This is a genomic window from Streptomyces sp. bgisy100 (assembly GCF_057709105.1).
In genome coordinates this window covers 1-23,792 of record NZ_JBYITE010000059.1, presented here as the reverse complement: position 1 = coordinate 23,792, position 23,792 = coordinate 1, and the positions used below count along the sequence as shown (strand labels likewise).

At 73.8% G+C, this 23,792-nt stretch carries 20 protein-coding genes; 17 read left to right on the top strand and 3 right to left on the bottom strand.

Annotated features, from left to right (window positions below):
- Nucleotides 1-323: 323 nt before the first annotated feature.
- Both AC3EQ1_RS27965 and AC3EQ1_RS27960 read left to right on the top strand, forming a co-directional pair.
- A complete protein-coding gene (locus AC3EQ1_RS27965) occupies nt 324-803 on the top strand; it encodes a PH domain-containing protein (RefSeq protein WP_432097119.1) in 480 nt (159 codons plus the stop codon).
- Nucleotides 788-2,242, top strand: a complete 1,455-nt coding sequence (locus tag AC3EQ1_RS27960) for a PH domain-containing protein (protein ID WP_432097118.1) — start codon at nt 788-790, stop codon at nt 2,240-2,242. Before AC3EQ1_RS27965 ends, AC3EQ1_RS27960 begins: the two co-directional genes overlap by 16 nt.
- A gap of 134 nt (nt 2,243-2,376) precedes the next feature.
- Here the strand turns inward: AC3EQ1_RS27960 and AC3EQ1_RS27955 are convergent, their stop codons facing one another.
- Nucleotides 2,377-3,642 carry an SAM-dependent methyltransferase gene (locus AC3EQ1_RS27955; protein ID WP_432097105.1) on the bottom strand — a complete coding sequence of 422 codons (1,266 nt, stop codon included), beginning with the start codon at nt 3,640-3,642 and terminating at the stop codon, nt 2,377-2,379.
- A gap of 164 nt (nt 3,643-3,806) precedes the next feature.
- Between AC3EQ1_RS27955 and AC3EQ1_RS27950 the strand changes: the two genes are divergently transcribed.
- Entirely contained in the window at nt 3,807-5,000 is a 1,194-nt protein-coding gene (locus AC3EQ1_RS27950; protein ID WP_432097104.1) for a sensor histidine kinase, read from the top strand.
- Between the two features lie 202 nt (nt 5,001-5,202).
- Nucleotides 5,203-5,895 carry a response regulator gene (locus AC3EQ1_RS27945; protein ID WP_432097103.1) on the top strand — a complete coding sequence of 231 codons (693 nt, stop codon included), beginning with the start codon at nt 5,203-5,205 and terminating at the stop codon, nt 5,893-5,895.
- 371 nt (nt 5,896-6,266) lie between these two features.
- Here AC3EQ1_RS27945 and AC3EQ1_RS27940 read toward each other — a convergent pair whose 3' ends face one another.
- Nucleotides 6,267-7,352: a DUF5937 family protein gene (locus tag AC3EQ1_RS27940; RefSeq protein ID WP_432097102.1), complete on the bottom strand. Its 1,086-nt coding sequence runs from the start codon at nt 7,350-7,352 to the stop codon at nt 6,267-6,269.
- A gap of 186 nt (nt 7,353-7,538) precedes the next feature.
- Here AC3EQ1_RS27940 and AC3EQ1_RS27935 point away from each other — a divergent pair, with 186 nt between their 5' ends.
- Nucleotides 7,539-7,829, top strand: coding sequence for a hypothetical protein (locus tag AC3EQ1_RS27935; protein ID WP_432097101.1), 291 nt, complete (start codon nt 7,539-7,541; stop codon nt 7,827-7,829).
- Here AC3EQ1_RS27935 and AC3EQ1_RS27930 read toward each other — a convergent pair.
- Nucleotides 7,821-9,197: a threonine aldolase family protein gene (locus tag AC3EQ1_RS27930; protein WP_432097100.1), complete on the bottom strand. Its 1,377-nt coding sequence runs from the start codon at nt 9,195-9,197 to the stop codon at nt 7,821-7,823. The two genes, AC3EQ1_RS27935 and AC3EQ1_RS27930, sit on opposite strands and share 9 nt — an antisense overlap.
- Before the next feature lie 246 nt (nt 9,198-9,443).
- On the opposite strand from AC3EQ1_RS27930, the gene AC3EQ1_RS27925 reads away from it, so the two are divergent.
- The 12 genes from AC3EQ1_RS27925 (at nt 9,444) to AC3EQ1_RS27870 (ending at nt 23,728) form a co-directional block, all read left to right on the top strand.
- Nucleotides 9,444-10,352: a Rossmann-like and DUF2520 domain-containing protein gene (locus AC3EQ1_RS27925; RefSeq protein WP_432097099.1), complete on the top strand. Its 909-nt coding sequence runs from the start codon at nt 9,444-9,446 to the stop codon at nt 10,350-10,352.
- Between the two features lie 2 nt (nt 10,353-10,354).
- Nucleotides 10,355-11,548, top strand: a complete 1,194-nt coding sequence (gene panC / locus AC3EQ1_RS27920; RefSeq protein WP_432097098.1) for a pantoate--beta-alanine ligase — start codon at nt 10,355-10,357, stop codon at nt 11,546-11,548.
- Nucleotides 11,545-13,650: an L-aspartate oxidase gene (locus AC3EQ1_RS27915; RefSeq protein ID WP_432097097.1), complete on the top strand. Its 2,106-nt coding sequence runs from the start codon at nt 11,545-11,547 to the stop codon at nt 13,648-13,650. Before panC ends, AC3EQ1_RS27915 begins: the two co-directional genes overlap by 4 nt.
- A complete protein-coding gene (gene nadC, locus AC3EQ1_RS27910) occupies nt 13,644-14,681 on the top strand; it encodes a carboxylating nicotinate-nucleotide diphosphorylase (protein ID WP_432097117.1) in 1,038 nt (345 codons plus the stop codon). Before AC3EQ1_RS27915 ends, nadC begins: the two co-directional genes overlap by 7 nt.
- Nucleotides 14,681-15,478, top strand: a complete 798-nt coding sequence (locus AC3EQ1_RS27905) for a type III pantothenate kinase (protein ID WP_388857067.1) — start codon at nt 14,681-14,683, stop codon at nt 15,476-15,478. The genes nadC and AC3EQ1_RS27905 overlap by 1 nt, the downstream gene beginning before the upstream one ends.
- Before the next feature lie 364 nt (nt 15,479-15,842).
- Complete coding sequence (locus AC3EQ1_RS27900; RefSeq protein WP_432097096.1) at nt 15,843-17,480, top strand: hypothetical protein; 1,638 nt, start codon at nt 15,843-15,845, stop codon at nt 17,478-17,480.
- Nucleotides 17,481-17,765: 285 nt separating this feature from the next.
- Nucleotides 17,766-18,491 carry a hypothetical protein gene (locus AC3EQ1_RS27895; RefSeq protein WP_432097095.1) on the top strand — a complete coding sequence of 242 codons (726 nt, stop codon included), beginning with the start codon at nt 17,766-17,768 and terminating at the stop codon, nt 18,489-18,491.
- Between the two features lie 17 nt (nt 18,492-18,508).
- Nucleotides 18,509-18,694: a hypothetical protein gene (locus AC3EQ1_RS27890; protein WP_432097094.1), complete on the top strand. Its 186-nt coding sequence runs from the start codon at nt 18,509-18,511 to the stop codon at nt 18,692-18,694.
- 129 nt (nt 18,695-18,823) lie between these two features.
- Nucleotides 18,824-19,219, top strand: coding sequence for a BlaI/MecI/CopY family transcriptional regulator (locus AC3EQ1_RS27885; protein WP_351508751.1), 396 nt, complete (start codon nt 18,824-18,826; stop codon nt 19,217-19,219).
- Between the two features lie 9 nt (nt 19,220-19,228).
- Entirely contained in the window at nt 19,229-19,747 is a 519-nt protein-coding gene (locus AC3EQ1_RS27880; protein WP_351508749.1) for an amino-acid N-acetyltransferase, read from the top strand.
- Nucleotides 19,748-19,880: 133 nt separating this feature from the next.
- Nucleotides 19,881-20,216, top strand: coding sequence for a histone-like nucleoid-structuring protein Lsr2 (locus tag AC3EQ1_RS27875; RefSeq protein ID WP_432097093.1), 336 nt, complete (start codon nt 19,881-19,883; stop codon nt 20,214-20,216).
- Between the two features lie 986 nt (nt 20,217-21,202).
- Nucleotides 21,203-23,728 carry an ATP-dependent Clp protease ATP-binding subunit gene (locus tag AC3EQ1_RS27870; RefSeq protein ID WP_432097092.1) on the top strand — a complete coding sequence of 842 codons (2,526 nt, stop codon included), beginning with the start codon at nt 21,203-21,205 and terminating at the stop codon, nt 23,726-23,728.
- The last annotated feature ends 64 nt before the right edge of the window (nt 23,729-23,792 follow it).

Genomic DNA, 23,792 nt, shown 5'->3' with positions numbered 1-23,792 from the left:
GTGGCCATGGATACGGGGACGGGGCCCGTACCGGAACCGGGGACGGAGCGGACATGGGCGGGGACAGCGGAAGAAACACCGCGGGGGACGGCGGCGGGACCCCCCTCGGGGGCCTGGGTGGTGACGCCGGCGCCGGGGAGAGCGGGGTCGGTGACGCCGGAGCCGAGGAGAGCGGCGTCGGGGAGAGCAGTGCCGGGGAGAGCAAGGCCGGGGAGGCCGGCGCGGGGGAGACCGGCGTCGGAGCGTCCGGCGGAGATGCGCCCGGAGGAGAGGCCTCCGGCGGAGACGCTTCCGACGGCGCCCGCGGGGACGCCGTCGGGGACATCGAGCCCGGCACCGGAGCGGGATGGACGGGCCTGCCGCGGGCCCTGCTGACGTTGCGGCGGCTGGTGCTGGCGGTATCGCTGGTACCGCTCGCGGTCGCCGCCGCGGCGGTGCTGCTGCCGCTGGCCGGCCCCGGCTGGGCCGCGCTCGCCGCACTGCCGCCGCTGGCCCTCACGGCCTGGGGCTGGTGGCTGCTGGAGCGCAACTGGCGCTCCTGGCGCTATGCGGAGCGCGCCGACGACCTGCTGCTCAGCCGCGGGGTGCTCTGGCGGGAGACCACGGTCGTCCCGTACGGGCGGATGCAGCTCGTCGAGGTCATGTCGGGGCCGCTGGCGCGCCGCTTCGGGCTGGCGAGCGTGCAGCTGCACACCGCGGCCGCCGCGAGCGACGCCCGGATCCCGGGGGTGCTCCCCGAGGAGGCGTCGCGGCTGCGGGAGCGCCTCACGGAGCTCGGCCAGGCCCGATCGGCGGGGCTGTGAGCGGGGCGGAGGCGGTACCGCCGGAGGCAGCCGGTCCGGGGGCAGGGACAGCCGGTCGGGAGCCAGCCGGTCCGGGGGCAGCCGGTCCGGAGGCGGCCGGTCCGGGGGCAGAGGCGGCCGGTCCGGCGGCGGGCGGAGTGGAGCGGCGGCTGCACCCCGTCACCCCGCTGCGCCGCGCCTGGGCGCCGTTCGCGGTCGCGGCCGGTGTGGCCGTCCACGACCTGGACCAGGCCCGGCGGTGGATCACCGGGCTCTCCGTCGAGGTGACGCTGCTGGGGCTCGCCGTGCTGGTCCCGGTGGCCGGCGCGTACGGCTTCCTGTCCTGGTGGTTCACCCACTTCTCGGTCACCGACACCGAGCTGCGCATCCGTACCGGGCTGATCTTCCGGCGGGTGGCGCACATCCGGCTGGACCGGCTCCAGGCGGTCGACGTCACCCAGCCGCTGTTCGCCCGCTTCCTGGGCGTGGCCAAGCTCAAGCTCGATGTGATCGGTACCGAGGACAAGGACGAGCTGGCGTTCCTCAGCGAGCGGGACGCCCGGGAGCTCCGCGCCGAACTGCTGGCGCGCGCCGCCGGTATCGCCCCGGAGGCGGTCCACGCGGCCGGTGAGGCCCCGGTACGGCGGCTGGTCCGGGTCGATCCCAAGGATCTTGCCGTGTCGCTGCTGCTGATGGTGAGCACCTGGGGAGCGCTCGCCGTCGCGGTGGCCGGCCCGCCGCTGGTGTGGCTGCTGAGCGGGAGCATCTGGGTGGCGATAGCGACCGGGCTGCCCTTCCTGGGCGGGGTCTGGACGAGCAGCGCCGGACGGTACATCGCCGAGTACGACTGGACGGTCGGGGAGTCCCCGGACGGGCTGCGGCTCGACCACGGGCTGCTCGACCGCGAGCACGAGACGGTTCCGCCGGGCCGGGTGCAGACCGTGCGGATCGTCGAGCCCCTGCTGTGGCGGCGCCGCGGCTGGGTCCGGGTCGAACTGGACGTGGCCGGTTCCAAGAACGGCGTTCTGCTGCCGGTCGCCGACCGGGCGGTCGCCGCCCGGATCGTCGGCCGGGTGCTGCCGGGCGTCGACGTGGAGGCGGTGACGGCCGCGCTGGAGCCGGCCCCGTCACGGGCCCGCTGGTGCGTCCCGGCGTGGTGGCGGGGCTACGGCTTCACCGTCGACGCCTCGGTCTTCGCCGCCCGGCACGGGCTGCTCGGCCGCTCGCTCGCCCTGGTACCGCACGCGAAGGTGCAGAGCGTCCGGTGCACCCAGGGGCCGTGGGAGCGGCGGCGCGGGCTCGCGGACGTGGTGGTGGACACCGGCGCCGACAAGTCGGTGACGGCCCGGCTCCGCGACGCCGACGAGGCCATCCGGATCCTGTCCGCCCAGGCGGACCGCTCCCGCACCGGCCGCCGCGAGGCGCTGCCCGACCGCTGGATGACGGGCACCCGGGCCTAGCGGAGCGCTCGCCGGGGGCCGGCCACCGGTTCCGGGCCGTTCCGGGGGCCGCTGACCGTTTCCGGAGGGCCCGCGGCGGTCCATCGGCCCGCAGAGGGCAGCCGGGCGCCGGCGCGGGCCCCGCGCCGCAGGTGTCAGCGGGCCACCGGCTGGATCAGCCAGCCGAACGCGCCCAGCCCGGAGGGGTCGGTGAGCTCGGCCGCCTCGCCCGCCGAGCTCAGCGCCCTGACGTAGGCGCCGGGGTCGGTGGACGCGAGCGCCAGCGGCGGCCGGCGGCCGTCCACCCCGAGGGCGTGCAGCGCGTCCCGCTGGGTGAGCAGGGACGGGCCGCCGCTGAGCAGCGCGGCGCCGTCGAGAGCGTCGGGCCCCGCCGTAGCGCCCGTTCCCGCCGTTGGGCCCGCCCCCGCTGCAGCGCCCGTTCCCGCCGTTGGGCTCGACTCCGCCTTCGGGCCGGCCTCCGCCACCGCGGTGCCCGCCGCCATGGCGCCGGCCGCCGCGCAGGCGTCGAGGGCCACATGGGCCGTGATGTCGCAGGAGCCGTCCGGGACCGGGCGGACCTCGCGGCCGTCGCGGAAGCCGGTCAGGGTGCCGAAGAGCGGCCGGTCCTCGCGGGTGTGGGCGTAGTCGACGGCGACGGCCAGTCCGTGCCGCAGACAGGCGACGGCCCGCGCCCAGGCCTCGTCCCGGGGGGCGCCGATCTCCGCCCGCAGCCCCGGTTCGGCCCGCGGTCCCGGTTCGGCACGGAGCGCGGGTACGCCCCCCGGACCGATCCCCCGAACGCCCCCCGCCGCCGATTCCGCTTCCGTCCCCGTGCCGCCGGCCGTTCCGTGCCCCGCGTCCGGTTCCGGTTTCCCGGCCGGCGGCCACCAGCGCGTCAGCCAGGCGGCGTCCGCACCGGAGACGGCCTCGCCCGGGGACTCCTCCCCGTCGGCCGTGACGAGGACCCGGCGCAGCACTCCGTCCGGTCCGGCCTCGGCCACCTCCAGCGGCACGTTGTCCAGCCACTCGTTGGCGAACACCAGGCCGGTGACGGAGCCCGGCTCCGGCAGCTCGTCGTGCCAGGCGACGCGGGGGTCGAGCCCCGCCGGGCGGGCCGCGCGTTCCACGGCGTACGGCCGCAGCCGTGCGCGGAGCTCCGGGGACACCTGCGCCAGCACGCCCTCCAGAAGCTCGCCGCGGCCTGCCCCGACGTCCACCAGGGCCAGCGCGTCCGGCCGGCCGAGCGCCTCGTCGACCCGCCGCAGCAGCTCGGCCACGGCCGAGGCGAACAGCGGGGAGGCGTGCACCGAGGTGCGGAAGTGTGCGGCCGGACGCTCCCGGACGAAGAAACCCTCCGGCCCGTACAGCGCCGTACCGGCCGCTTCCCGCCATCCCCGCCGCTGCCGCGTGTCGTTCACCACGCCCCCACCGTAGAGGTGTCCGCGCAGGCCACCGCACCGGGCGGGCACCGCCCTGTGCCCCGGGGCGTACGCCGGGCCCATCCACCTTCCGGAGTATGCGTCCGCTCAGTAATCGGCCCTCCGGTTGACCCCGGCACGTACCCGGCGTGCCTACGCTGGGTGACGTGCAGCGCCTCTATGACTTCCTTCGCAGGCACCCGACCGGGGTGGACACCTTCTGGGCCCTCCCGGTGATCGGGCTCAGCGGTCTGTGGCTGGCGGAGGACACGTTCGACGCGACCCCGCGCTTCGTCGCGGTCCTGACGGTGCTCGCCCTCGGCACGGTGATCGCGCTGCGCCGCCGTGCCCCGGAGAAGATGCTGCTGCTGGCCGCCGCGACGGGCGTGGCACAGCTGATCTTCGGGATCGAGCAGAACCTGAGCGACTTCGGGATGCTCGTCATCATCTACACAGCGGCCGCCAACGGCACCCGCTGGGCGTCCCGCTTCGCGCTGGTCGGCGGCCTGCTCGCGCCCACCCTCGCGCTGACGCGCTGGCCGGACGACTTCCCCGGCGCGTCGCGGATCGTCGGCATCGTCTTCCTCACGGTGCCGTTCGCGCTGGCCTGGGTGCTCGGGGACTCCGTCCGGACCCGGCGGGCGTACTACGCGCAGCTGGAGGAGCGTGCCGCCCGGCTGGAGAAGGAGCGCGAGGCGCAGTCGAAGATGGCCGTCGCCGCCGAGCGGGCCCGGATCGCCCGCGAGCTGCACGACGTGGTGGCGCACAACGTCTCGGTGATGGTCGTCCAGGCCGACGGCGCCGCCTACGTCCTGGATGCCGCCCCCGACCAGGCGAAACAGGCGCTGGCCACGATCTCCGGCACCGGCCGCCAGGCGCTGGCGGAGATGCGCCGGCTGCTGGGCGTGCTGCGCACCGGTGAGCCCGGCGAGGGGCGCGACTACGTGCCGCAGCCCGACGTCGGCCAGCTCGACGACCTCATCGAGCAGGTCCGGGGGGCCGGGCTCGCCGTGGACTTCACGGTCGAGGGCAGCCCGCGGCCGCTGCCCAGCGGTGTCGAGCTGACCGCGTACCGGATCGTGCAGGAGGCGCTCACCAACACCCGTAAGCACGGCGGGCCCGAGGCGGGTGCCACCGTCCGCCTCACCTACGGGGACGCCGAGCTGGACCTGCTCGTCGAGGACGACGGGCGGGGCGCCCAGCAGGAGCTGTACACCGAGGGCGGTGCCGACGGCCTCGGCCACGGACTGATCGGTATGCGGGAGCGGGTCGGTATGGTCGGCGGTCGGCTCGACGCCGGACCGCGGCCCGGCGGGGGTTTCCGGATCAGCGCCGTGCTGCCGATGAAACCTGCCCACTGACCCGCGACGGGACGACGGGAGCCGTGCACTGATCGCCGACCGGCCCGCAGACGTACCCCTGTCCGTATCCATCCGTCCGGGACCCGGACCCGAACCCCTCCCCGCGCGGCCACCGAACCGGGAGCCGCGCCACCCGCCCGCCACCCGCCCGCCGAGAACCCGCCGAGAACCGCCGAGAACCGCCGAGAAAAGGAAACCGCAGATGTCGATCCGCGTGATGCTCGTCGACGACCAGGTGCTGCTGCGCACCGGGTTCCGCATGGTGCTGCAGGCGCAGCCCGACATGGAGGTCGTCGCCGAGGCCGGGGACGGCGCCGAGGCCCTGGAGGTGCTGCGCACCCAGCCGGTGGACGTCGTGCTGATGGACGTCCGCATGCCGCGGATGGACGGGGTGGAGTCGACCCGGCGCATCTGCGCGGGGGCCGGCCAGGGCGGCTCGTCCACTCCCCGGGTGCTGATCCTGACCACGTTCGACCTCGACGAGTACGCGTTCTCCGCGCTGAAGGTCGGGGCCAGCGGCTTCATGCTCAAGGACGTGCCGCCGGACGAGCTGCTGGCCGCGATCCGCGCGGTGCACAGCGGTGACGCGGTCGTCGCGCCGAGCACCACCCGCAGGCTGCTGGACCGGTTCAGCCCGATGCTGCCGAGCGCCGGCTCCGAACCGGCCGCGGCCGAACTCCAGCGGCTCACCGACCGGGAGCGCGAGGTCCTGCTGCTCGTGGCGCAGGGGCTGTCGAACGGCGAGATCGCCGGCCGGCTCGTCCTCTCGGAGGCGACCGTCAAGACGCATGTGGGGCGCATCCTGGCGAAGCTGGGGCTGCGGGACCGGGTGCAGGCGGTCGTGCTGGCCTACGAGACGGGGCTGGTCCGCGCGGGCGGCGGGGGCGGGCAGTAGGGGACCCGGCGCGGCTTCCGGGGGACGTCTCCGGGTCGGGGCGACGGTGAGCCACCACCCCCTGGCCGTCGGCACGTCTCCGGGTCGGGTCGACGGTGAGCCACCACCCCCTGGCCGTCGGCACGTCTCCGGGTCGGGTCGACGGTGAGCCACCACCCCCTGGCCGTCGGCACGTCTCCGGGCCGGGTCGACGGTGAGCCACCACCCCCTGGCCGTCGGCACGTCTCCGGGCCGGGTCGACGGTGAGCCACCACCCCCTGGCCGTCGGCACGTCTCCGGGCCGGGTCGACGGTGAGCCACCACCCCGGCCCGGTCGCCCGCCGCTCAGCCGGAACGGCCGGCGGTCCCCCAGCCGGGTCCGGCCGTGCCGGTCAGCGCAGCACGCTCTCCAGGAAGTCCGTGCCCAGCCGGGCCACCACGGGCAGATCCAGCTCGTACAGGACGTACCGGCCGCGGCGGCGCGTGGCCAGCAGCCCGGCCTTCTTCAGGACCGCCAGGTGCCGGGAGACCTCGGGCGCGGAGAGGTCGTAGGCGAAGGCGAGTTCGCCCGTCGTGTGGGGCCCGCGGGCCAGGGTGCGGCACAGGCGCATCCGGACCGGGTGCGCCACGGCGTCCAGCCGCCGGCCGACCGTCTCCGGGGAGAGCGCCCGTGGTTCCTCGTCCCCGCGCGTGGCGACCGGGTAGTGGACGACCGGCTGCCACCCCGGGGCGTGCACCACGATCAGGTGGGGCCGGCCGAAGACGGTCGGCAGGAAGGTCAGGCCGTCCGTGGCGGACGTCGCCGCGTCCTGGAGCTTGTCGACCACGATGCGGGAGCGTGCGGCGTCCAGGGTGATCGCGGGCGAGACGGCCGCCAGCGCCTCGGCGAGGCCCTGCCGGGCCAGCAGCCGGGCCTTGTGCCGGGCGTCCGCGGCGAGCCGGACCCGTACCTGCTGCCAGACGTCGGCGAAGAACGCCTGCTCGCAGTCCTCCAACAGCCTGCGCAGCCAGGCCCGTACGGCCGGTGGATCGGTGAGCAGCCGGTCGGCGAAGGCGGACTGGAGCGGGCCGCGGGCGGAGGCCAGGGCCCGTACCCGCTCCCGGTCGCCGCTGTCGCTCAGCGGCTCCGGACGGCGCCGGCCGTACCCGCGCGAGCACGTGATCTCCAACGCGGCGTGCACGAAGGTCTCGTCGTCGAGCCGGTCCAGCGTGTCGAGGTCCTCGGTCAGGGTGTCGCCCGGCGCGTTCGGCAGCAGGATGTCCGCCCGGGTGGAGCGCCACAGGAACTCCGCTTCGACCAGCCGGTCGGCGAGGTCCACGGGTAGCGCGGCGGCGATCGCGGTGAGCCGGCCGTGCCGGTCCGCATGGTGCGCGGGCTCGGCGAGGGCGTGCAGGATCGCGGCCAGTTCGGCCAGCGGGGACGGCGCGAACACGATCCGCTCGGGAGGCAGCCCCGCTATGCCGATGCTCAGACTCATGGCCTCATCGTGCCCGGCGGGCGGGCACGAGCCGTGTCGATTGACGATGCGCGTCAATCGGCGTGCGGGACGGCGCGGGGCGCGACCAGGGTGGTGGAACACCCCCGGCCCGCCGACTCCGGCGTACGGCCGGGCCGTTCTCCCCGTCCCGCAGGACGGGGCCACCCGTCGACGCGGAGGATTCCCGTGAGCATCACCCAGCAGTACGCACTCGACCTCTACCGGGCCGCCCGGCGGGGCGATACGGCACCGCCCGCACCCGGCGCCGCCGAGGCGCGCGCTCTCCATGCCTTCCGCGAGGTCCGGCGCTTCCGGGCGCTCGTCGAACGGACCCTGGGCCGAACGGATCCGACGGGCCGGGAGCACGCTCCCGCCGCGGAGCGCACGGGCGGGGGGACCCGGGTCGCCGCGGGGCGAACCGGCCCGGACGGCAGCAGCGACATCGTCGCCGACACCCGGCCGCCGTCCTCACCGTGACCGCGGCGGCTCCCCCGCGCCGGACGGGATCCGCTCCAGGAACTCCGCGACCGCCCGCGCCACGTCCGACGGCCGCCACGCCAGACCGGGAGCGGTGACGGCCACCTCCGTCATCGCGGTCCCCGGCACCGGTGCCTCGTCCCAGGTCCGGAAGAGCGCCGTGCCGGTCTCCTCCGCCTGCCGCACGGCGGCCTCGGTCAGCACCTCGGCCGGGTGCGGGAGCCACACCTGGAACTGGTGGGTGTGCGGGGGGTCCGGACACAGCCGGTACCAGGGCACCCCCGCGCCGGCCAGCGCGTCCGCCAGAGCCCGGGCGACGACCCGGGCGTGCGCCACGTACTCGGGCAGCCGCGGCAGTTCCCGGTCCAGCCCGACGAGCGCCGCGAGCGCGGCCGGCCACTGCTGGAACGGCACTCCGCCGTACCGGTGGCGCCAGGCCCTGGCCTCGTCGACCAGGGTCGCCGGGCCGGCCAGGGCGGCGCCGGAGAGGCCGCCCAGGGACTTGTAGAAGGAGACGTACACGCTGTCGGCGAGCGCGGCGATCTCCGGGAGCGTGCGCCCGAAGTGCGGGGTGCACTCCCAGAGCCGTGCGCCGTCGAAGTGCACCACTGCATCGCGTTCCCGGGCGGCGTCCACCACGTCCGTCAGCTCCTCCCAGGTGGGCAGCACGAAGCCCGCGTCGCGCAGCGGCAGCTCCAGCATCAGGGCGCCGAACGGCTCGGCCAGATCCCGCACCTCGTCGGCGGTCGGCAGCCGGGGCCGGGTGGTCGGATGGACCGTGCGCAGCCCCGCGACCGCGGACAGCGCGCCCCGCTCCCACCGCTCGGGGTGCGCGAGCGGATGGAGCGCCACGGTGCTGTTGCCGGTGCGCCCGGCCCAGCAGCGGAGGGCGACCTGCTGCGCCATGGTGCCGGTCGGGAAGAACGCCGCGTCCTCGGTGCCCAGCAGTTCGGCGACCCGGCGCTCCAGGGCCGCGGTGACGCCGTCCCCGTAGACATCGGTCCAGTCGTCCAGGACGTACGCGGTGGGGGCCTCGGCGGCCAGCCGCGCCAGCCGCTCGGCGATGGTCTCCCCGGCCACGCCGTGCGTGAGCGTCCGCTCCGCGCGGTGCCAGGCCGTCAGCCTGCGCCGGAGCGCCGCGTCGGAGCGGTCCGCGTGGGAGGGTTCCTCGTGATCGGGTTCCTTGTGGGCGGGCTCCCCGGCGGCGCGCTCGTTGGCCGATGCCGATGCCGATGCCGATGCCGATGCCGGTCCGTTCTCCGTGGCCCCTGCCGCCGTGTCCGCTGCTGCTCCGTGCGGCGCCGCTCCGTGGGGTGCGTACGGGCCATGGTCCGTCGCGGGGGCGAGGTCCCCGGTCTCGTCCGTCATACGGCCGATGATGGCGCACTCCGGTCCCGCGCGAGCGCCGGAGTTCCCGGCGGCCCGGCCCGGCCCGCACCGGCCGGTGCCGGTCGGCAGGCCCGTCCCACCGCGCACCACGACCGGCACGCCGCACCCCCGCCCGCCGGTTGTCCACAGGCCGTGGACGGCGCGGAGGGCGGCGGAAGCACTCGCGTAGCATGGCCAGGACACGTCCGGTACCCCTGGCGGACTGGAACGGAAGGCCGTCCCCGCGTGAACGCACCCCATCATCCAGAGCCCAAGGACCGCCCCGCGCGACTGACCGTCGGCGTTGTCGGGGCGGGCCGCGTGGGGCCCGCGCTCGCCGCGTCCCTGCAGCTCGCCGGGCACCGCCCGGTGGCCGTCTCGGCCGTCTCCGACGCCTCGGTGCGCCGGGCCGGGGCGCTCCTCCCGGACGTCCCGGTGGTGGAGCCCGCAGAGGTGCTGCGGAACGCCGAGCTGGTGCTCCTCACCGTGCCCGACGACGCCCTCCCCGGCCTCGTCGAGGGCCTCGCGGAGACCGGTGCGGTGCGGCCCGGCCAGCTGCTGGTGCACACCTCCGGCCGGTACGGCACCGCCGTACTGGAGCCGGCCCTGCGCGCCGGAGCCCTGCCGCTCGCCCTGCACCCGGCCATGACCTTCACCGGCACCGCGGTCGACGTGCAGCGGCTCGCCGGCTGCTCCTTCGGGGTCACCGCCCCGGAGGAACTGCGGCTGGCCGCCGAGGCCCTCGTCATCGAGATGGGCGGCGAGCCCGAGTGGATCGAGGAAGCGGCCCGTCCGCTCTACCACGCGGCACTCGCCCTCGGCGCGAACCACCTGGTCACTCTGGTCGCCCAGGCCATGGAGCTGCTGCGGACCGCGGGGGTGAGCGCCCCCGACCGGATGCTGGGCCCGCTCCTCGGCGCCGCCCTCGACAACGCGCTGCGCTCCGGTGACGCCGCCCTCACCGGGCCGGTGGCCCGCGGTGACGCGGGCACGGTCGCGGCGCACGTCGAGGAGCTGCGCCGGCACGCGCCCCAGGCCGTCGCCGGGTATCTGGCGATGGCCCGTACGACCGCGGACCGGGCGCTCGCGCACGGTCTGCTGAAGCCGGAGCTGGCGGAGGACCTGCTGGGTGTCCTCTCGGACGGAGGTCGCTGACGATGTTCGGCAAGCGCACCGCGGTGAAGGAGCGCCAGGTCCACCTGGTGCGGACCCGCCGCGAACTCGAGGACGTCGAGGACGACCACTTCGAGGACAACACCCGCACGGTCGTGGTGATGACGATGGGCGCCCTGCACGAGGGGCACGCCACGCTGATCCGGGAGGCGCGGCGCCGGGCCGGGCAGGCCGGGATGGTCGTCGTCACCGTCTTCGTCAACCCCCTGCAGTTCGGCCCGAACGAGGACTTCGACCGCTATCCGCGCACCCTCGACGCCGATCTGGAGGTGTGCCGGGAGGCCGGTGCGGACGTGGTGTTCGCACCGACCGTCGACGCCGTCTACCCGCACGGGCGGCCGCAGATCGGGATCACCGCGGGCCCCATGGGGGAGCGGTGGGAGGGGGCCACCCGCCCCGGTCACTTCGACGGCATGCTGACCGTGGTGCACCGGCTGCTCAGCATCACCGCCGCCGACCACGCGATGTTCGGGGAGAAGGACGCCCAGCAACTGGCCCTGATCCGGCGCATGGTGCTCGATCTGGAGCTGGACCAGGACGTGGAGATCGTCGCCGTTCCCACCGTGCGCGAGGAGGACGGCCTCGCGCTCTCCAGCCGCAACCGCTACCTCTCGGCGGAGGAGCGCGGGACGGCGCTCGCGCTGTCCCGGGCGCTGTTCGCCGCGCGGGAAGCCGGCCGGCGCGCCGCCGGCGTCACCGACGGCGCCGGCGGCGGACCGGGCCCCGACGGCTCCGGGCCGGACGGCTCGGGGCCGGACGGTTCCGGCTCCGACGGTTCCGGGCCCGGCGGCTCCGCATCGGACGGCTCAGCATCGGACGGCTCCGGCTCGAACCGCCCCGGCCGTGGCCGCCCGGAGGAGGGTTCCGGACGGGCCCGGGCCACCGGGCACGGCACCGAAGCCCCGGGCGCCCCGGCCGTCGTGGCCGGCCCGGAGGCGGTGCGTGCCGCGGGAGCCGCCGTGCTGGAGGAGGCGGCGCGGTTCAGCCCCCCGCTCGAACTCGACTACCTGGCCCTGCTCGACGCCGCCGACTTCACCGAGGTCCCGCCGGACTTCCGGGGGGAGGCGGTGCTGGCGGTGGCCGCCAGGGTCGGTACGACCCGGCTGATCGACAACGTCCGGCTGTGGTTCGAGGAGACCCCAGTCCGGAGAGACCGCGAGTCCGGGAGCGACCGATGACCGCTGATCACATAGGTCCGCCGCCCGGCGCGTCGGGCACCTCGGACACCGCCCCGGGCACCTCGGACACCGCCCCGGGCACCTCGGGCACCGCGTCCGGCACCTCGGGCACCGCGCCCGGCGCCCCGGACACCGCGTCCGGGAGCGTCCCGGTGCCCGGCGGCGCCGCCGCGGGAGCGCACCCGCTCACCCTGCACGCCCCCGCACCGGGCTGGGCCGTCGAGGCCGATGTGGTCGTCGTCGGCTCCGGTGTCGCCGGGCTCACCGCGGCGCTCCGCTGCGCCGCCGCCGGCCGGCGGACCGTCGTCGTCACCAAGGCCCGGCTGGACGACGGTTCCACCCGCTGGGCCCAGGGCGGCATCGCCGCCGCGCTCGGCGAGGGGGACACCCCCGAGCAGCACCTCGACGACACGCTCGTGGCGGGCGCGGGGCTCTGCGACGAGAACGCCGTACGCACCCTGGTCACCGAAGGCCCCGACGCCGTACGCCGGTTGATCGCCACCGGCGCGCACTTCGACACCTCCGCCGAGACCGGACGGATCGAGCTCACCCGGGAGGGCGGCCACCACCGCCGCCGGATCGCGCACGCCGGCGGGGACGCGACCGGCGCGGAGATCTCCCGGGCCCTGGTCGCCGCGGTGCGGGAGGCCGGAGCCGACGGCGGGGGCCCGGGAACGATCGAGACCGTCGAGAACGCCCTGGTCCTGGACCTGCTCACGGACACCGAGGGCCGCACCGCCGGGGTCAGCCTGCACGTCATGGGGGAGGGGCAGCGCGATGGTGTCGGCGCCGTCCACGCCCCCGCCGTCGTGCTCGCCACCGGCGGCATGGGCCAGGTCTTCTCCGCCACCACCAACCCCGGTGTCTCCACCGGCGACGGCGTCGCCCTGGCGCTGCGCGCCGGAGCCGAGGTCAGCGACCTGGAGTTCGTGCAGTTCCACCCCACGGTCCTCTACCTGGGCGCGGATGCCGAGGGACAGCAGCCGCTGGTCTCCGAGGCCGTCCGCGGCGAGGGCGCGCACCTCGTCGACGCGGACGGCGTCCGCTTCATGCAGGGGCAGCACGAACTGGCCGAGCTGGCGCCGCGCGACATCGTCGCCAAGGGCATCACGCGGCGCATGCAGGAGCAGGGCGCCGAGCACATGTACCTCGACGCACGCCACTTCGGCGCCGCGATGTGGGAGAACCGCTTCCCGACGATCCTGGCCGCCTGCCGGGCGCACGGCATCGACCCGGTGACCGCCCCGATCCCGGTGGCGCCCGCCGCGCACTACGCGTCCGGCGGGGTCCGCACCGATCTGCGCGGGCGGACGACGGTCCCCGGCCTCTACGCGTGCGGCGAGGTCGCCTGCACCGGCGTGCACGGGGCGAACCGGCTGGCGTCCAACTCCCTGCTCGAAGGCCTGGTGTTCGCCGAGCGCATCGCCGCCGACATCGTCTCCGGCGGCATCGTCTCCAACGGCGCTGTCTCCGGCGGCGCCGTCTCCGCAGAGCCCGCCTGCACTGAGTCCGCCTCCGCAGAGCCCGTCTCGACGGAGCCCGACCCCGGCTCCGCCTCCCCCGACGGCTCGTACGAGGCCGCGTCCGCCTCCGAACCGGCGCCTCCCACAGGCGAGGCCGCCACCCCTCTCCTCGCCCCCGAGTCCCGGTTCGTGATCCAGCGGATCATGACCACCGGGGCGGGGGTCCTCCGCAGCGCCGAGAGCCTCGCCGCGGCCGCCGTCGCCCTGGAGGCCCTGCACACCGAGGCCGTGGCGGACCTGGCCCGCAACGGCAAGACCGCCGAGCCCTGTGTCGAGACCTGGGAGGCCACCAACCTCCTCCTGGTCTCCCGGGTCCTGGTCGCCATGGCCCGGACACGCGAGGAGACCCGGGGCTGCCACTGGCGCGAGGACCACCCCGGCCGGGACGACGCGCACTGGCGCCGTCACCTCGCCGCCCGCCTCACCCCGTCCGCCGAGCTGGTGATCACTGCCACCGGGACGGCAGACTTCCCGCCGGTGACCCTGCCCGGCCGAACTCCCGCGGCGGACACCGCCCCCGCGGCCCCCGCCGCCGCACCGGACCGATCCACCCACTCCTCGAGGGAGTCCTCATCGTGAGCACCGCCGACGACCGTTCACAGCCCGTGGAGCTTCCCCTGCTCCAGGTCGGGGGGCCGGCCGCCGGTTCCGACGCAGGGGGCGGCTGCGGCGACGGATGCGGCTGCGGCGGTGACGACTACGAGCTGGACCCGCTGGAGTGCGGCCTCGACCCGGGGCTGGCGAAGCTGCTCGCCGACGCGGGCCTGGACCCCGTCCAGGTGGAGGACATCGCCCACCTGGCGATCGACGAGGACCTCGACCAGGGCGTGGACGTGACGACCGTCGCCACCATCCCCGAGGACGCCGTCGCGGTCGGCGACTTCACCGCGCGCGAAGCCGGCACCGTCGCCGGCCTGCGGATCGCCGAGGCGGTGCTCTCGGTCGTCTGTACCGACGAGTTCGAGGTGGAGCGGCACGTCGAGGACGGCGAGCGCGTGGCGGCCGGCCAGAAGCTGCTGTCCGTCCGCACCCGCACCCGCGACCTCCTCACCGGTGAGCGCAGCGCCCTCAACCTGATGTGCCGGCTCTCCGGCATCGCCACCGCCACCCGGGAGTGGGCCGACCTGCTTCAGGGCACCGGCGCGGCGGTCCGCGACACCCGGAAGACCACCCCCGGCCTGCGGGCCCTGGAGAAGTACGCGGTGCGCTGCGGCGGCGGCGTCAACCACCGGATGTCGCTCTCCGACGCCGCGCTGATCAAGGACAACCACGTGGTCGCCGCGGGCGGTGTCGCGGCGGCCTTCACCGCGGTGCGCAGCGAGTTCCCCGGGGTGCCGATCGAGGTCGAGGTGGACCGCCTGGACCAGATCGAGCCCGTCCTCCGCGAGGGCGCGGACCTCATCCTGCTCGACAACTTCTCCCCGGAGCAGACCCGGGAGGCCGTCGCCCTGGTGGCCGGCCGGGCCCGCCTGGAGTCCTCGGGCCGGCTCACCCTCGCCACCGCCCGCGGCTACGCCGAGACCGGCGTCGACTACCTGGCCGTCGGCTCGCTCACCCACTCCTCGCCGATCCTCGACATCGGCCTGGACCTCCGTGAGGAACAGGGCTGATGCTGCTCACCATCGACGTCGGCAACACCCACACCGTCCTCGGCCTGTTCGACGGTGAGGAGATCGTCGAGCACTGGCGGGTCTCCACCGAGGCGCGCCGCACCGCGGACGAACACGCCGTCCTGCTCCAGGGCCTGATGGGCATGCACCCGCTGCTCGGCGACGAACTGGGCGACGGCATCGACGGCATCGCCATCTGCTCGACCGTTCCCTCCGTCCTGCACGAGCTGCGCGAGGTCACCCGCCGCTACTACGGCGACGTCCCCGCCGTCCTGGTGGAGCCGGGCGTCAAGACCGGTGTCCCGATCCTGATGGACAACCCGAAGGAGGTCGGCGCAGACCGGATCATCAACGCCCTGGCGGCCGTCGAGCTCTACGGCGGCCCGTGCGTGGTCGTCGACTTCGGAACGGCCACGACGTTCGACGCGGTCTCGGCGCGCGGCGAGTACGTGGGCGGTGTGATCTCGCCCGGCATCGAGATCTCCGTCGACGCCCTGGGCATGCGCGGCGCCCAGCTCCGGAAGATCGAACTGGCCCGGCCGCGCAGCGTGATCGGCAAGAACACCGTCGAGGCGATGCAGTCCGGCATCCTCTACGGGTTCGCCGGCCAGGTCGACGGCGTGGTGGAGCGCATGGCCCGGGAACTGGCCGACGACCCGGACGAGGTGACCGTGATCGCCACCGGCGGGCTCGCGCCGATGGTCCTCGGGGAGTCCTCGGTCATCGACGAGCACGAGCCCTGGCTGACGCTGATCGGCCTGCGCCTGGTCTACCAGCGGAACGTGGCCCGCGGCTGATCCGCCCTCCGGCGCGGAGGCACACCGCTCCGCCGACCCGGCCTCCGGCGCGGAGGCGCACCGTCCCGCGCCGGCCGCCGCTGGGTCCCGGACGGCGGAGGCCGACGACTGGCCGGTCACGCTGTCCTGCACCTTGCGGACGGTACGCGGCCGGCGGAGCCCCACCGCCCCGCGCCGGCCGGGCCCACCCCGGGCTCGCGCCCACCCCGCGCCGCCGTCACCATGGCGCCCGCCGTCACGATGGCGCCGATCTCCGTACGGTCCCGGCCGTTCCGGGGTCTCTTTCCGGCCGGACGCAACCATCCGTCCTCCTCACCGGTCTTGCCTGGGACCACGGATGAGCAGAACGGGATGGGTGGGGAATATGGGGCACCGAGGAACGACGGCACGGGTGGTGACGGCCGGAGCCGTGCTCGCGCTGGCGACCGGTCTCGGCGCGGGGCCGGCGCTGGCCGTCGATCCCACGCTGCTGATCCAGGCGCCCGCCCGCTACTACACCTTCGCGGCGGACCAGGGCCCGCAGGGCGGCGCCCTCTTCCTCCTCCACCTCAACCTGGCGCGGGTGGAGGGCGAGGAGCCGCTCGCCAAGGACGTGAAGCTGACCATCGACGTCTCCGACCTGAAGGACAAGGCGGACGTCCGGCCGGCCGGCAGCGGCTGCACGGCCAAGGACCTGGTCTTCACCTGCACTTACAGCTCGATCGACGGCAAGACCAGCGTCCAGCCCTTCTACATCCGGGGCGCGAAGGGTGTGAAGCCGGGCTTCGGCGGCACGGTGCGGTACTCCGCGACCGCCTCCAACGCCCCGGCCGTGAAGGCCGCGACGAAGGTCTTCATCGACCGCCCGGACCTCGTCGAGCGCAAGCACGCGCCGCTGAAGGACGTCGCCCCCGGCTCGACCGTCGAGCTGACCCCGGCCGTCGCCAACCACGGCCGACTGCCCGCCGAGAAAGGCGTCGGCTTCAAGCTGTACGGGTCCGACGGCGTCAGGATCGCCCGGGAGCACAGCAACTGCCACTACAAGTCCTGGGCGGACACCTCCGCGTACTGCGTCTTCGACACCCCGCTGGAGCCCGGCGCGGCCCTCGAGTTCAGCAAGCCGCTGCGCTACACCGCCGCCGAGGACCTGATGTACGGCAGCGTCGGCTACCACGCGTGGGTGAACGGCGCCGACGACCCCTGGGAGAACGAGCAGCCCGGCGAGTACGACCGGACGGGCGACGGCGCCCCGCTCACCCTGAAGAAGGCCGAGGGCACCGGCTTTCAGGGCTACGGCGGCCACGCCGACGTCACCACCACCCAGCACGCCGACTACCAGGCGGTCACCGGCACGGTGAAGGGCAAGGTCGGGCAGACCGTGCCGGTCACCCTGGGTGCCCGGAACGCCGGTCCCGGCTCCATGGACCTCTCCGACGCCAGTGGCCACGGCGCGGGCACCTACGAGGTCACCCCGCCGCGGGGCACCACGATCACCTCGATCCCCTTCCCCGGCGAGGACGACGACTGGGCCTGCTCGCGCCGGAGCGCGGGCAGCCGGACGTACGTCTGCAACCTCGACGACACCTTCGGCAAGGGGGAGCAGGAGTCGCTCGTCTTCAACATCCGCATCGACAAGAAGGTGAAGGGGGCCGAGGGCAAGGTCGTCGTCCGGGACCGTGACGACCACCCGACGCGCGACCCCCGCCCGGAGAACAACACCGCCGCCGTCCCGGTGAAGATCACCGGCGGCAAGGGCACCGGCGGCACGGGCACCGGGGGCGCGACGGGCGGCCGCGGCGAGCGCGGCGGCGACAGCTCCGGACCCCGCACCCACGGCGGCACCTCGGAGACGGGGAGCACGACGACCGGCGGCTCCGGCACCACGGCGTCGGGCGCGTCGCTGGCCGACACCGGTGCGCACGGCGTCACCCTGGCGGCCGTCGGCTCGCTGGTGGCGCTCGGTGCCGGCGTCGGGGCGCTCCTCTTCGCCCGGCGCCGCGGCAACGACTCCGGCACGCGCTAGCCCCACCCGCGTCCGGCACGCACCGCCCCACCCGAGTCCGGTACGCGTCGGCCACGCCTCAGCCCGGCACGCTCCGGCCACATCCGCGTCCGGCACACACCCGCCACACCTGAACCCGACGGGCCCGGGTCCGCCTCCGCACCGAGGCGGACCCGGGCCCCGGCAGTTGCCCGCCCGGCGCCGTCCCCGGCCGCCCGTCACCGGGCTCCGGACCGGCCGCCGGGCCGACACCCCCGGCAAGGTGCGCTATGGGAAATTTGTCCGCTTAGCACTTAAAGTCGGCTCATGCCCACGCCCTACGGTTCCCGCGGTGCCATGGCGTTCAGCGCAGCAGAGTTGTGCGTCCTGCGCCGCGCCCTCGCCATCGCCCTGCAGCCCGCCTCCGACTCCTTCGGGCCCGACCGGGAGGAGGAGGTGCAGAAGCTGTTCCGTCTCGCCGGGGCCGTGGACGAGGCGGTCCGCGAGGGCGGCAGGCTGCGCGCCTTCCTCCTCGCCGACCTGGCCCGCTCCCGCGCCGCCCTCCCCGGTGCCGCCACCGCGTATCTGACGCAGCTCCGGGAGGTGCTGGCCGACGGCCATCTCCCGGGCGCCGAGGATCTCGCCGCCCTCCGCGGGCTCTGCGCGGAACCTGCCGGGGAGGCCGAGCGGGAACGCCGGCGTGTGCTGTTGCACCGGTGCGAAGCGCTGGCCGAACGCGCGCTCCGCTCCCGGCTGGTCCGGCAGGCGCAGGCCGCGCCCGAACCGCCCCCGGCCCGGCCGGTGGTGCTGCCCGGCGGGCGCGCCGCCGACGAACCGTCCGAGCCGAAGCCCGAGCCCCGCCCCGGCCCCAAGGCGGAACCCCCGGCCGACCCGAAGGCGGAGCCCGGGGCCAAGCCGGAGAAAAGCCCACGTGAACCGGATACGGAGGAGCGCCGGGGCCGCCCGGTGCCCACCCCGGCCGAGGTGTTCCCGCCCCGCCGCCGGCGGCAGGGGCCGCCCTCTGAGGGGCTCCGGCAATTGGCCGCGGGCTGACTGGCTACTCTGGAGGCATGGAATACATCTCCGCGCTTCTGCCCTCCGTGGTGATGGCCATTGCCTTCATCGCACTCGTCGTCACGATGGTGAAGAGTCAGGGCGGTGCGAACAAGTCCAAGGAGGACGCGGCGGTCGACGCGGCGCTCTCCCGCGAGACGAACGGCACGCAGGCCCGGCACACCGGCGAGGCGCGGGCCTGACCCTCCGCGGCGGCAACAGGCGGACCGCAGCGACAACAGGCGTACGACCGGGAACACCCGTCCCGGTCGTACGCCTTTTTGCTGAGGAAATCACCCGGCATTCAGGACATCTGCCACTATTATTCCAATGTGCCTCGACGATTGGGTGACCTGGAAGACGCGGTGATGACGCGGGTGTGGCAGTGGAACCGCCCGGTCACCGTTCGGGAAGTCCTTGAAGACCTTCAGCAGGAACGCTCGATCGCCTACACGACGGTCATGACCGTAATGGACAACCTGTATCAGAAGGGCTGGGTGCGGCGGGAAGCAGAAGGCCGCGCCTATCGATATGAGGCGGTCTCCACCCGCGCCGCCTACTCGGCCGCACTCATGAACGAGGCCTGGTCCACGAGTGACAACCCCGCGGCCGCTCTCGTCGCCTTCTTCGGCATGATGTCCGCGGAACAGCGGGAAGCGCTGCGCGATGCCATGCGCGTCGTACAACTCGACGATCCCGATGGCACCCCGGGAGACGCGGAGCGATAGCGTCCGCACATGTCCCCAGTATCAAAAGAGGTCACTGTCCGCCGGGCCAGAACGAGCGATGTACCCGCGCTGCGCCGCCTCCTCGACGGCTACGTACGTGATGGGATCCTCCTCGACAAAGCGATGGTGACCCTTTACGAGGACATCCAGGAGTTCTGGGTGGCCGAGCGGGACGAGGACGCCGAAGTCATCGGCTGCGGCGCGCTCCACGTGATGTGGGAAGACCTCGCCGAGGTGCGCACGCTGGCCGTCGACCGGGCCCTGAAGGGCACCGGAGTGGGTCACCACCTGCTCGCCAAGCTGCTCCAGACCGCGCGCTGGCTCGGGGTACGGCGCATTTTCTGCCTCACCTTCGAAGTCGACTTCTTCGGGAAGCATGGGTTCGTCGAGATCGGGGAGACGCCGGTGGACGGCGATGTGTACAGCGAGCTGCTGCGTTCCTATGACGAGGGTGTGGCCGAGTTCCTCGGTCTCGAACGGGTGAAGCCGAACACCCTCGGCAACAGCCGGATGCTTCTGCATCTGTGAACGACGGCGCTCTATGTCCGAAACGCGTACGTTTCCCGTCGTGAAGGCAGCTGAACCTCACCCGGGGGTTTGTGTTTTTCCGGAAAAGGCGGTTTCCTTTCCGCGTACTGCTTTTTCGATGAAAGGAAATCCAGTGGCACAGAAGGTTCAGGTCCTTCTTGTCGACGACCTCGACGGTGGCGAGGCGGACGAGACCGTGACGTTCGCGCTGGACGGCAAGACCTACGAGATCGACCTCACCACCGCCAACGCGGACAAGCTCCGCGGGCTGCTGGAGCCCTACGCCAAGAGCGGCCGTCGCACCGGCGGCCGTGCCGCCGCCGGCCGGAGCAAGGCCCGCTCCTCCTCCGGTGGCAGCCAGGACACCGCGAAGATCCGCGCCTGGGCGAAGGACAACGGCTACGAGGTCAACGACCGCGGTCGTGTCCCCGCCACCGTGCGCGAGGCGTACGAGAAGGCGAACGGCTGAGCGCTCGCAGCGCGCAGCAACCGGGCCCGGTGGACTTCCGTCGCCGCAGCGCCCACCAGCTCCGAGATCGGGAGCGCCCGGGCCGTCGCCCCCGCTGCCCAGGGCCGCGGTGGGCAGCGTCCGCTCCACCGCACTCCCCGGCTCGGGAGGCCGCGGCCACACCGGAACGCTCCGGCCGTCGGCGGCCTCCCGCCGGCCCGTCGGGAGCGGGGCCGGAATGCGGTCGCCGCGGGCGACCGGGTCCAGGGGCGCGCCGCCCCGCTCCGGCCGGTCGAGCGGCTCCGGCAGCCGGTCCGCGCCGCCCGCGGCGGTCAGCAGGTGCATCCTGACCCCTGCAGGGCGACCGGCCCGGTGCACGGCACCCGTCGCGGCACCACGGAACCGGCGTCCGCGGGCGGTTCGAGGGCGTCGAACCGCTCCCCGAGGGGCAGCTCCACGCAGGCGCCGCCGGTGGTCCCCCGGCCGAGCCGGTCCCGGTACCACCGCCGTACGGCGTCACCGGCCTCCCCGGAGTCGGTACGGACGGCCGGAGGGGACGGGGCGCGGAGCGGGTCAGGTCCGGAGTAACTGGCGGAGCGCCGCCGGGTTACGCACAGTTGGCATCCGGGTACTCACCGTGGTAGAGGCGGGGGCGTGTGGAGGCGTACGGGCGCGCAGGGATGTTCGCCCGTAGCGGATGGAACCGGCCCACGCCGCATGGAGTGTCAGTGCGTGCGGGTAAGAACTTTCCTAGTGGGAGGGGCGACGCGCAGGTCCGGCCGGGATGGCGTTCGCCATCGGCGTAGCGTCATGGTGGGTATCCGCCTGGCCTGCGGGAACATCGTCTCGCACCATCGGGTTGGAGCTGTTGTCGGCTGTTCGGGGCAGGAGGCCAAGGACGGTGTCGGCAGTTGGAATGAGCTGTCCCCCGTAGCGGGACTAGCATGCGGAAGGACAGGGAGGGGATCGTCCCCGATCTTTCTGACCGCTCTGAGGAGCGATTAACGATGTTCGAGAGGTTCACCGACCGTGCGCGGCGGGTTGTCGTCCTGGCTCAGGAAGAAGCCCGGATGCTCAACCACAACTACATCGGCACCGAGCACATCCTCCTGGGGCTGATCCACGAGGGTGAGGGTGTCGCCGCTAAGGCCCTGGAGAGCCTCGGGATTTCGCTCGAGGCGGTCCGGCAGCAGGTGGAGGAGATCATCGGGCAGGGCCAGCAGGCTCCGTCCGGGCACATCCCCTTCACCCCCCGTGCCAAGAAGGTCCTGGAGCTGTCGCTCCGCGAGGCCCTCCAGCTCGGCCACAACTACATCGGCACGGAGCACATCCTGCTCGGCCTGATCCGCGAGGGCGAGGGCGTCGCCGCCCAGGTCCTCGTGAAGCTGGGCGCCGATCTGAACCGGGTGCGGCAGCAGGTCATCCAGCTGCTCTCCGGGTACCAGGGCAAGGAGGCCGCCACCGCCGGCGGCCCGGCCGAGGGCACCCCCTCGACCTCCCTCGTGCTGGACCAGTTCGGCCGCAACCTGACGCAGGCCGCCCGCGAATCCAAGCTCGACCCGGTCATCGGGCGCGAGAAGGAGATCGAGCGGGTCATGCAGGTGCTCTCCCGCCGTACGAAGAACAACCCGGTGCTCATCGGCGAGCCCGGCGTCGGCAAGACGGCGGTCGTCGAGGGCCTGGCCCAGGCCATCGTCAAGGGCGAGGTGCCCGAGACCCTCAAGGACAAGCACCTCTACACCCTCGACCTGGGCGCCCTGGTCGCCGGCTCCCGCTACCGCGGTGACTTCGAGGAGCGCCTGAAGAAGGTGCTCAAGGAGATCCGCACCCGCGGCGACATCATCCTGTTCATCGACGAGCTCCACACCCTGGTGGGTGCGGGTGCCGCCGAGGGCGCGATCGACGCCGCCAGCATCCTCAAGCCGATGCTGGCCCGCGGTGAGCTGCAGACCATCGGTGCGACCACGCTCGACGAGTACCGCAAGCACCTGGAGAAGGACGCGGCGCTGGAGCGCCGCTTCCAGCCGATCCAGGTCGCGGAGCCGTCGCTGCCGCACACCATCGAGATCCTGAAGGGCCTCCGGGACCGCTACGAGGCGCACCACCGCGTCTCGATCACGGACTCGGCCCTCGTGGCGGCCGCCACCCTGGCCGACCGCTACATCTCCGACCGCTTCCTGCCGGACAAGGCGATCGACCTGATCGACGAGGCCGGCTCCCGGATGCGCATCCGCCGGATGACCGCTCCGCCGGACCTGCGCGAGTTCGACGAGAAGATCGCCGACGTGCGCCGGGACAAGGAGTCGGCCATCGACTCCCAGGACTTCGAGAAGGCGGCCTCTCTCCGCGACAAGGAGAAGCAGCTGCTCTCGGCGAAGGCCAAGCGGGAGAAGGAGTGGAAGGCCGGCGACATGGACGTCGTCGCCGAGGTGGACGAGGAGCTGATCGCCGAGGTCCTGGCGACGGCCACCGGCATCCCGGTCTTCAAGCTCACCGAGGAGGAGTCCTCGCGGCTGCTGCGCATGGAGGACGAGCTCCACAAGCGCGTCATCGGCCAGAAGGACGCCATCAAGGCCCTGTCGCAGGCGATCCGCCGTACCCGTGCCGGTCTGAAGGACCCGAAGCGCCCGGGCGGCTCGTTCATCTTCGCCGGTCCGTCCGGTGTCGGTAAGACCGAGCTGTCCAAGACGCTGGCGGAGTTCCTCTTCGGCGACGAGGACGCGCTGATCCAGCTCGACATGTCGGAGTTCAGCGAGAAGCACACCGTCTCGCGGCTCTTCGGCTCGCCTCCCGGCTACGTCGGCTACGAGGAGGGCGGCCAGCTCACCGAGAAGGTGCGCCGCAAGCCGTTCTCGGTCGTGCTGTTCGACGAGGTCGAGAAGGCCCACCCGGACATCTTCAACTCGCTGCTGCAGATCCTGGAGGACGGTCGCCTGACCGACTCCCAGGGCCGGGTCGTGGACTTCAAGAACACGGTCATCATCATGACGACCAACCTCGGCACCCGGGACATCTCCAAGGGCTTCAACCTGGGCTTCGCCGCCACGGGTGACGTCAAGACCGGCTACGAGCGGATGAAGGCCAAGGTCAACGACGAGCTCAAGCAGCACTTCCGGCCGGAGTTCCTGAACCGTGTCGACGACACGGTGGTGTTCCACCAGCTGACCGAGGAAGACATCATCCAGATCGTCGACCTCATGCTCACCAAGGTGGACGAGCGCCTCAAGGACCGCGACATGGGCATCGAGCTCAGCGGCGCGGCCAAGTCGCTCCTGGCCAAGCGGGGCTACGACCCGATCCTGGGCGCCCGGCCGCTGCGCCGGACGATCCAGCGGGAGATCGAGGACGTGCTGTCGGAGAAGATCCTCTTCGGCGAGCTGCGCCCCGGTCACATCGTGGTCGTCGACATCGAGGGCGAGGGTGAGGACAAGAAGTTCACCTTCCGCGGCGAGGAGAAGTCGGCTCTGCCGGACGTTCCTCCGATCGAGTCGGCGGCGGGTGGCTCGGGCCCGAACCTGAGCAAGGACGCGTAGGTCCTGCCGACGGCCGCTCCGGCGGCTGCGATACGACGAGGGCCGGGACAAAAAAATGGCGGCA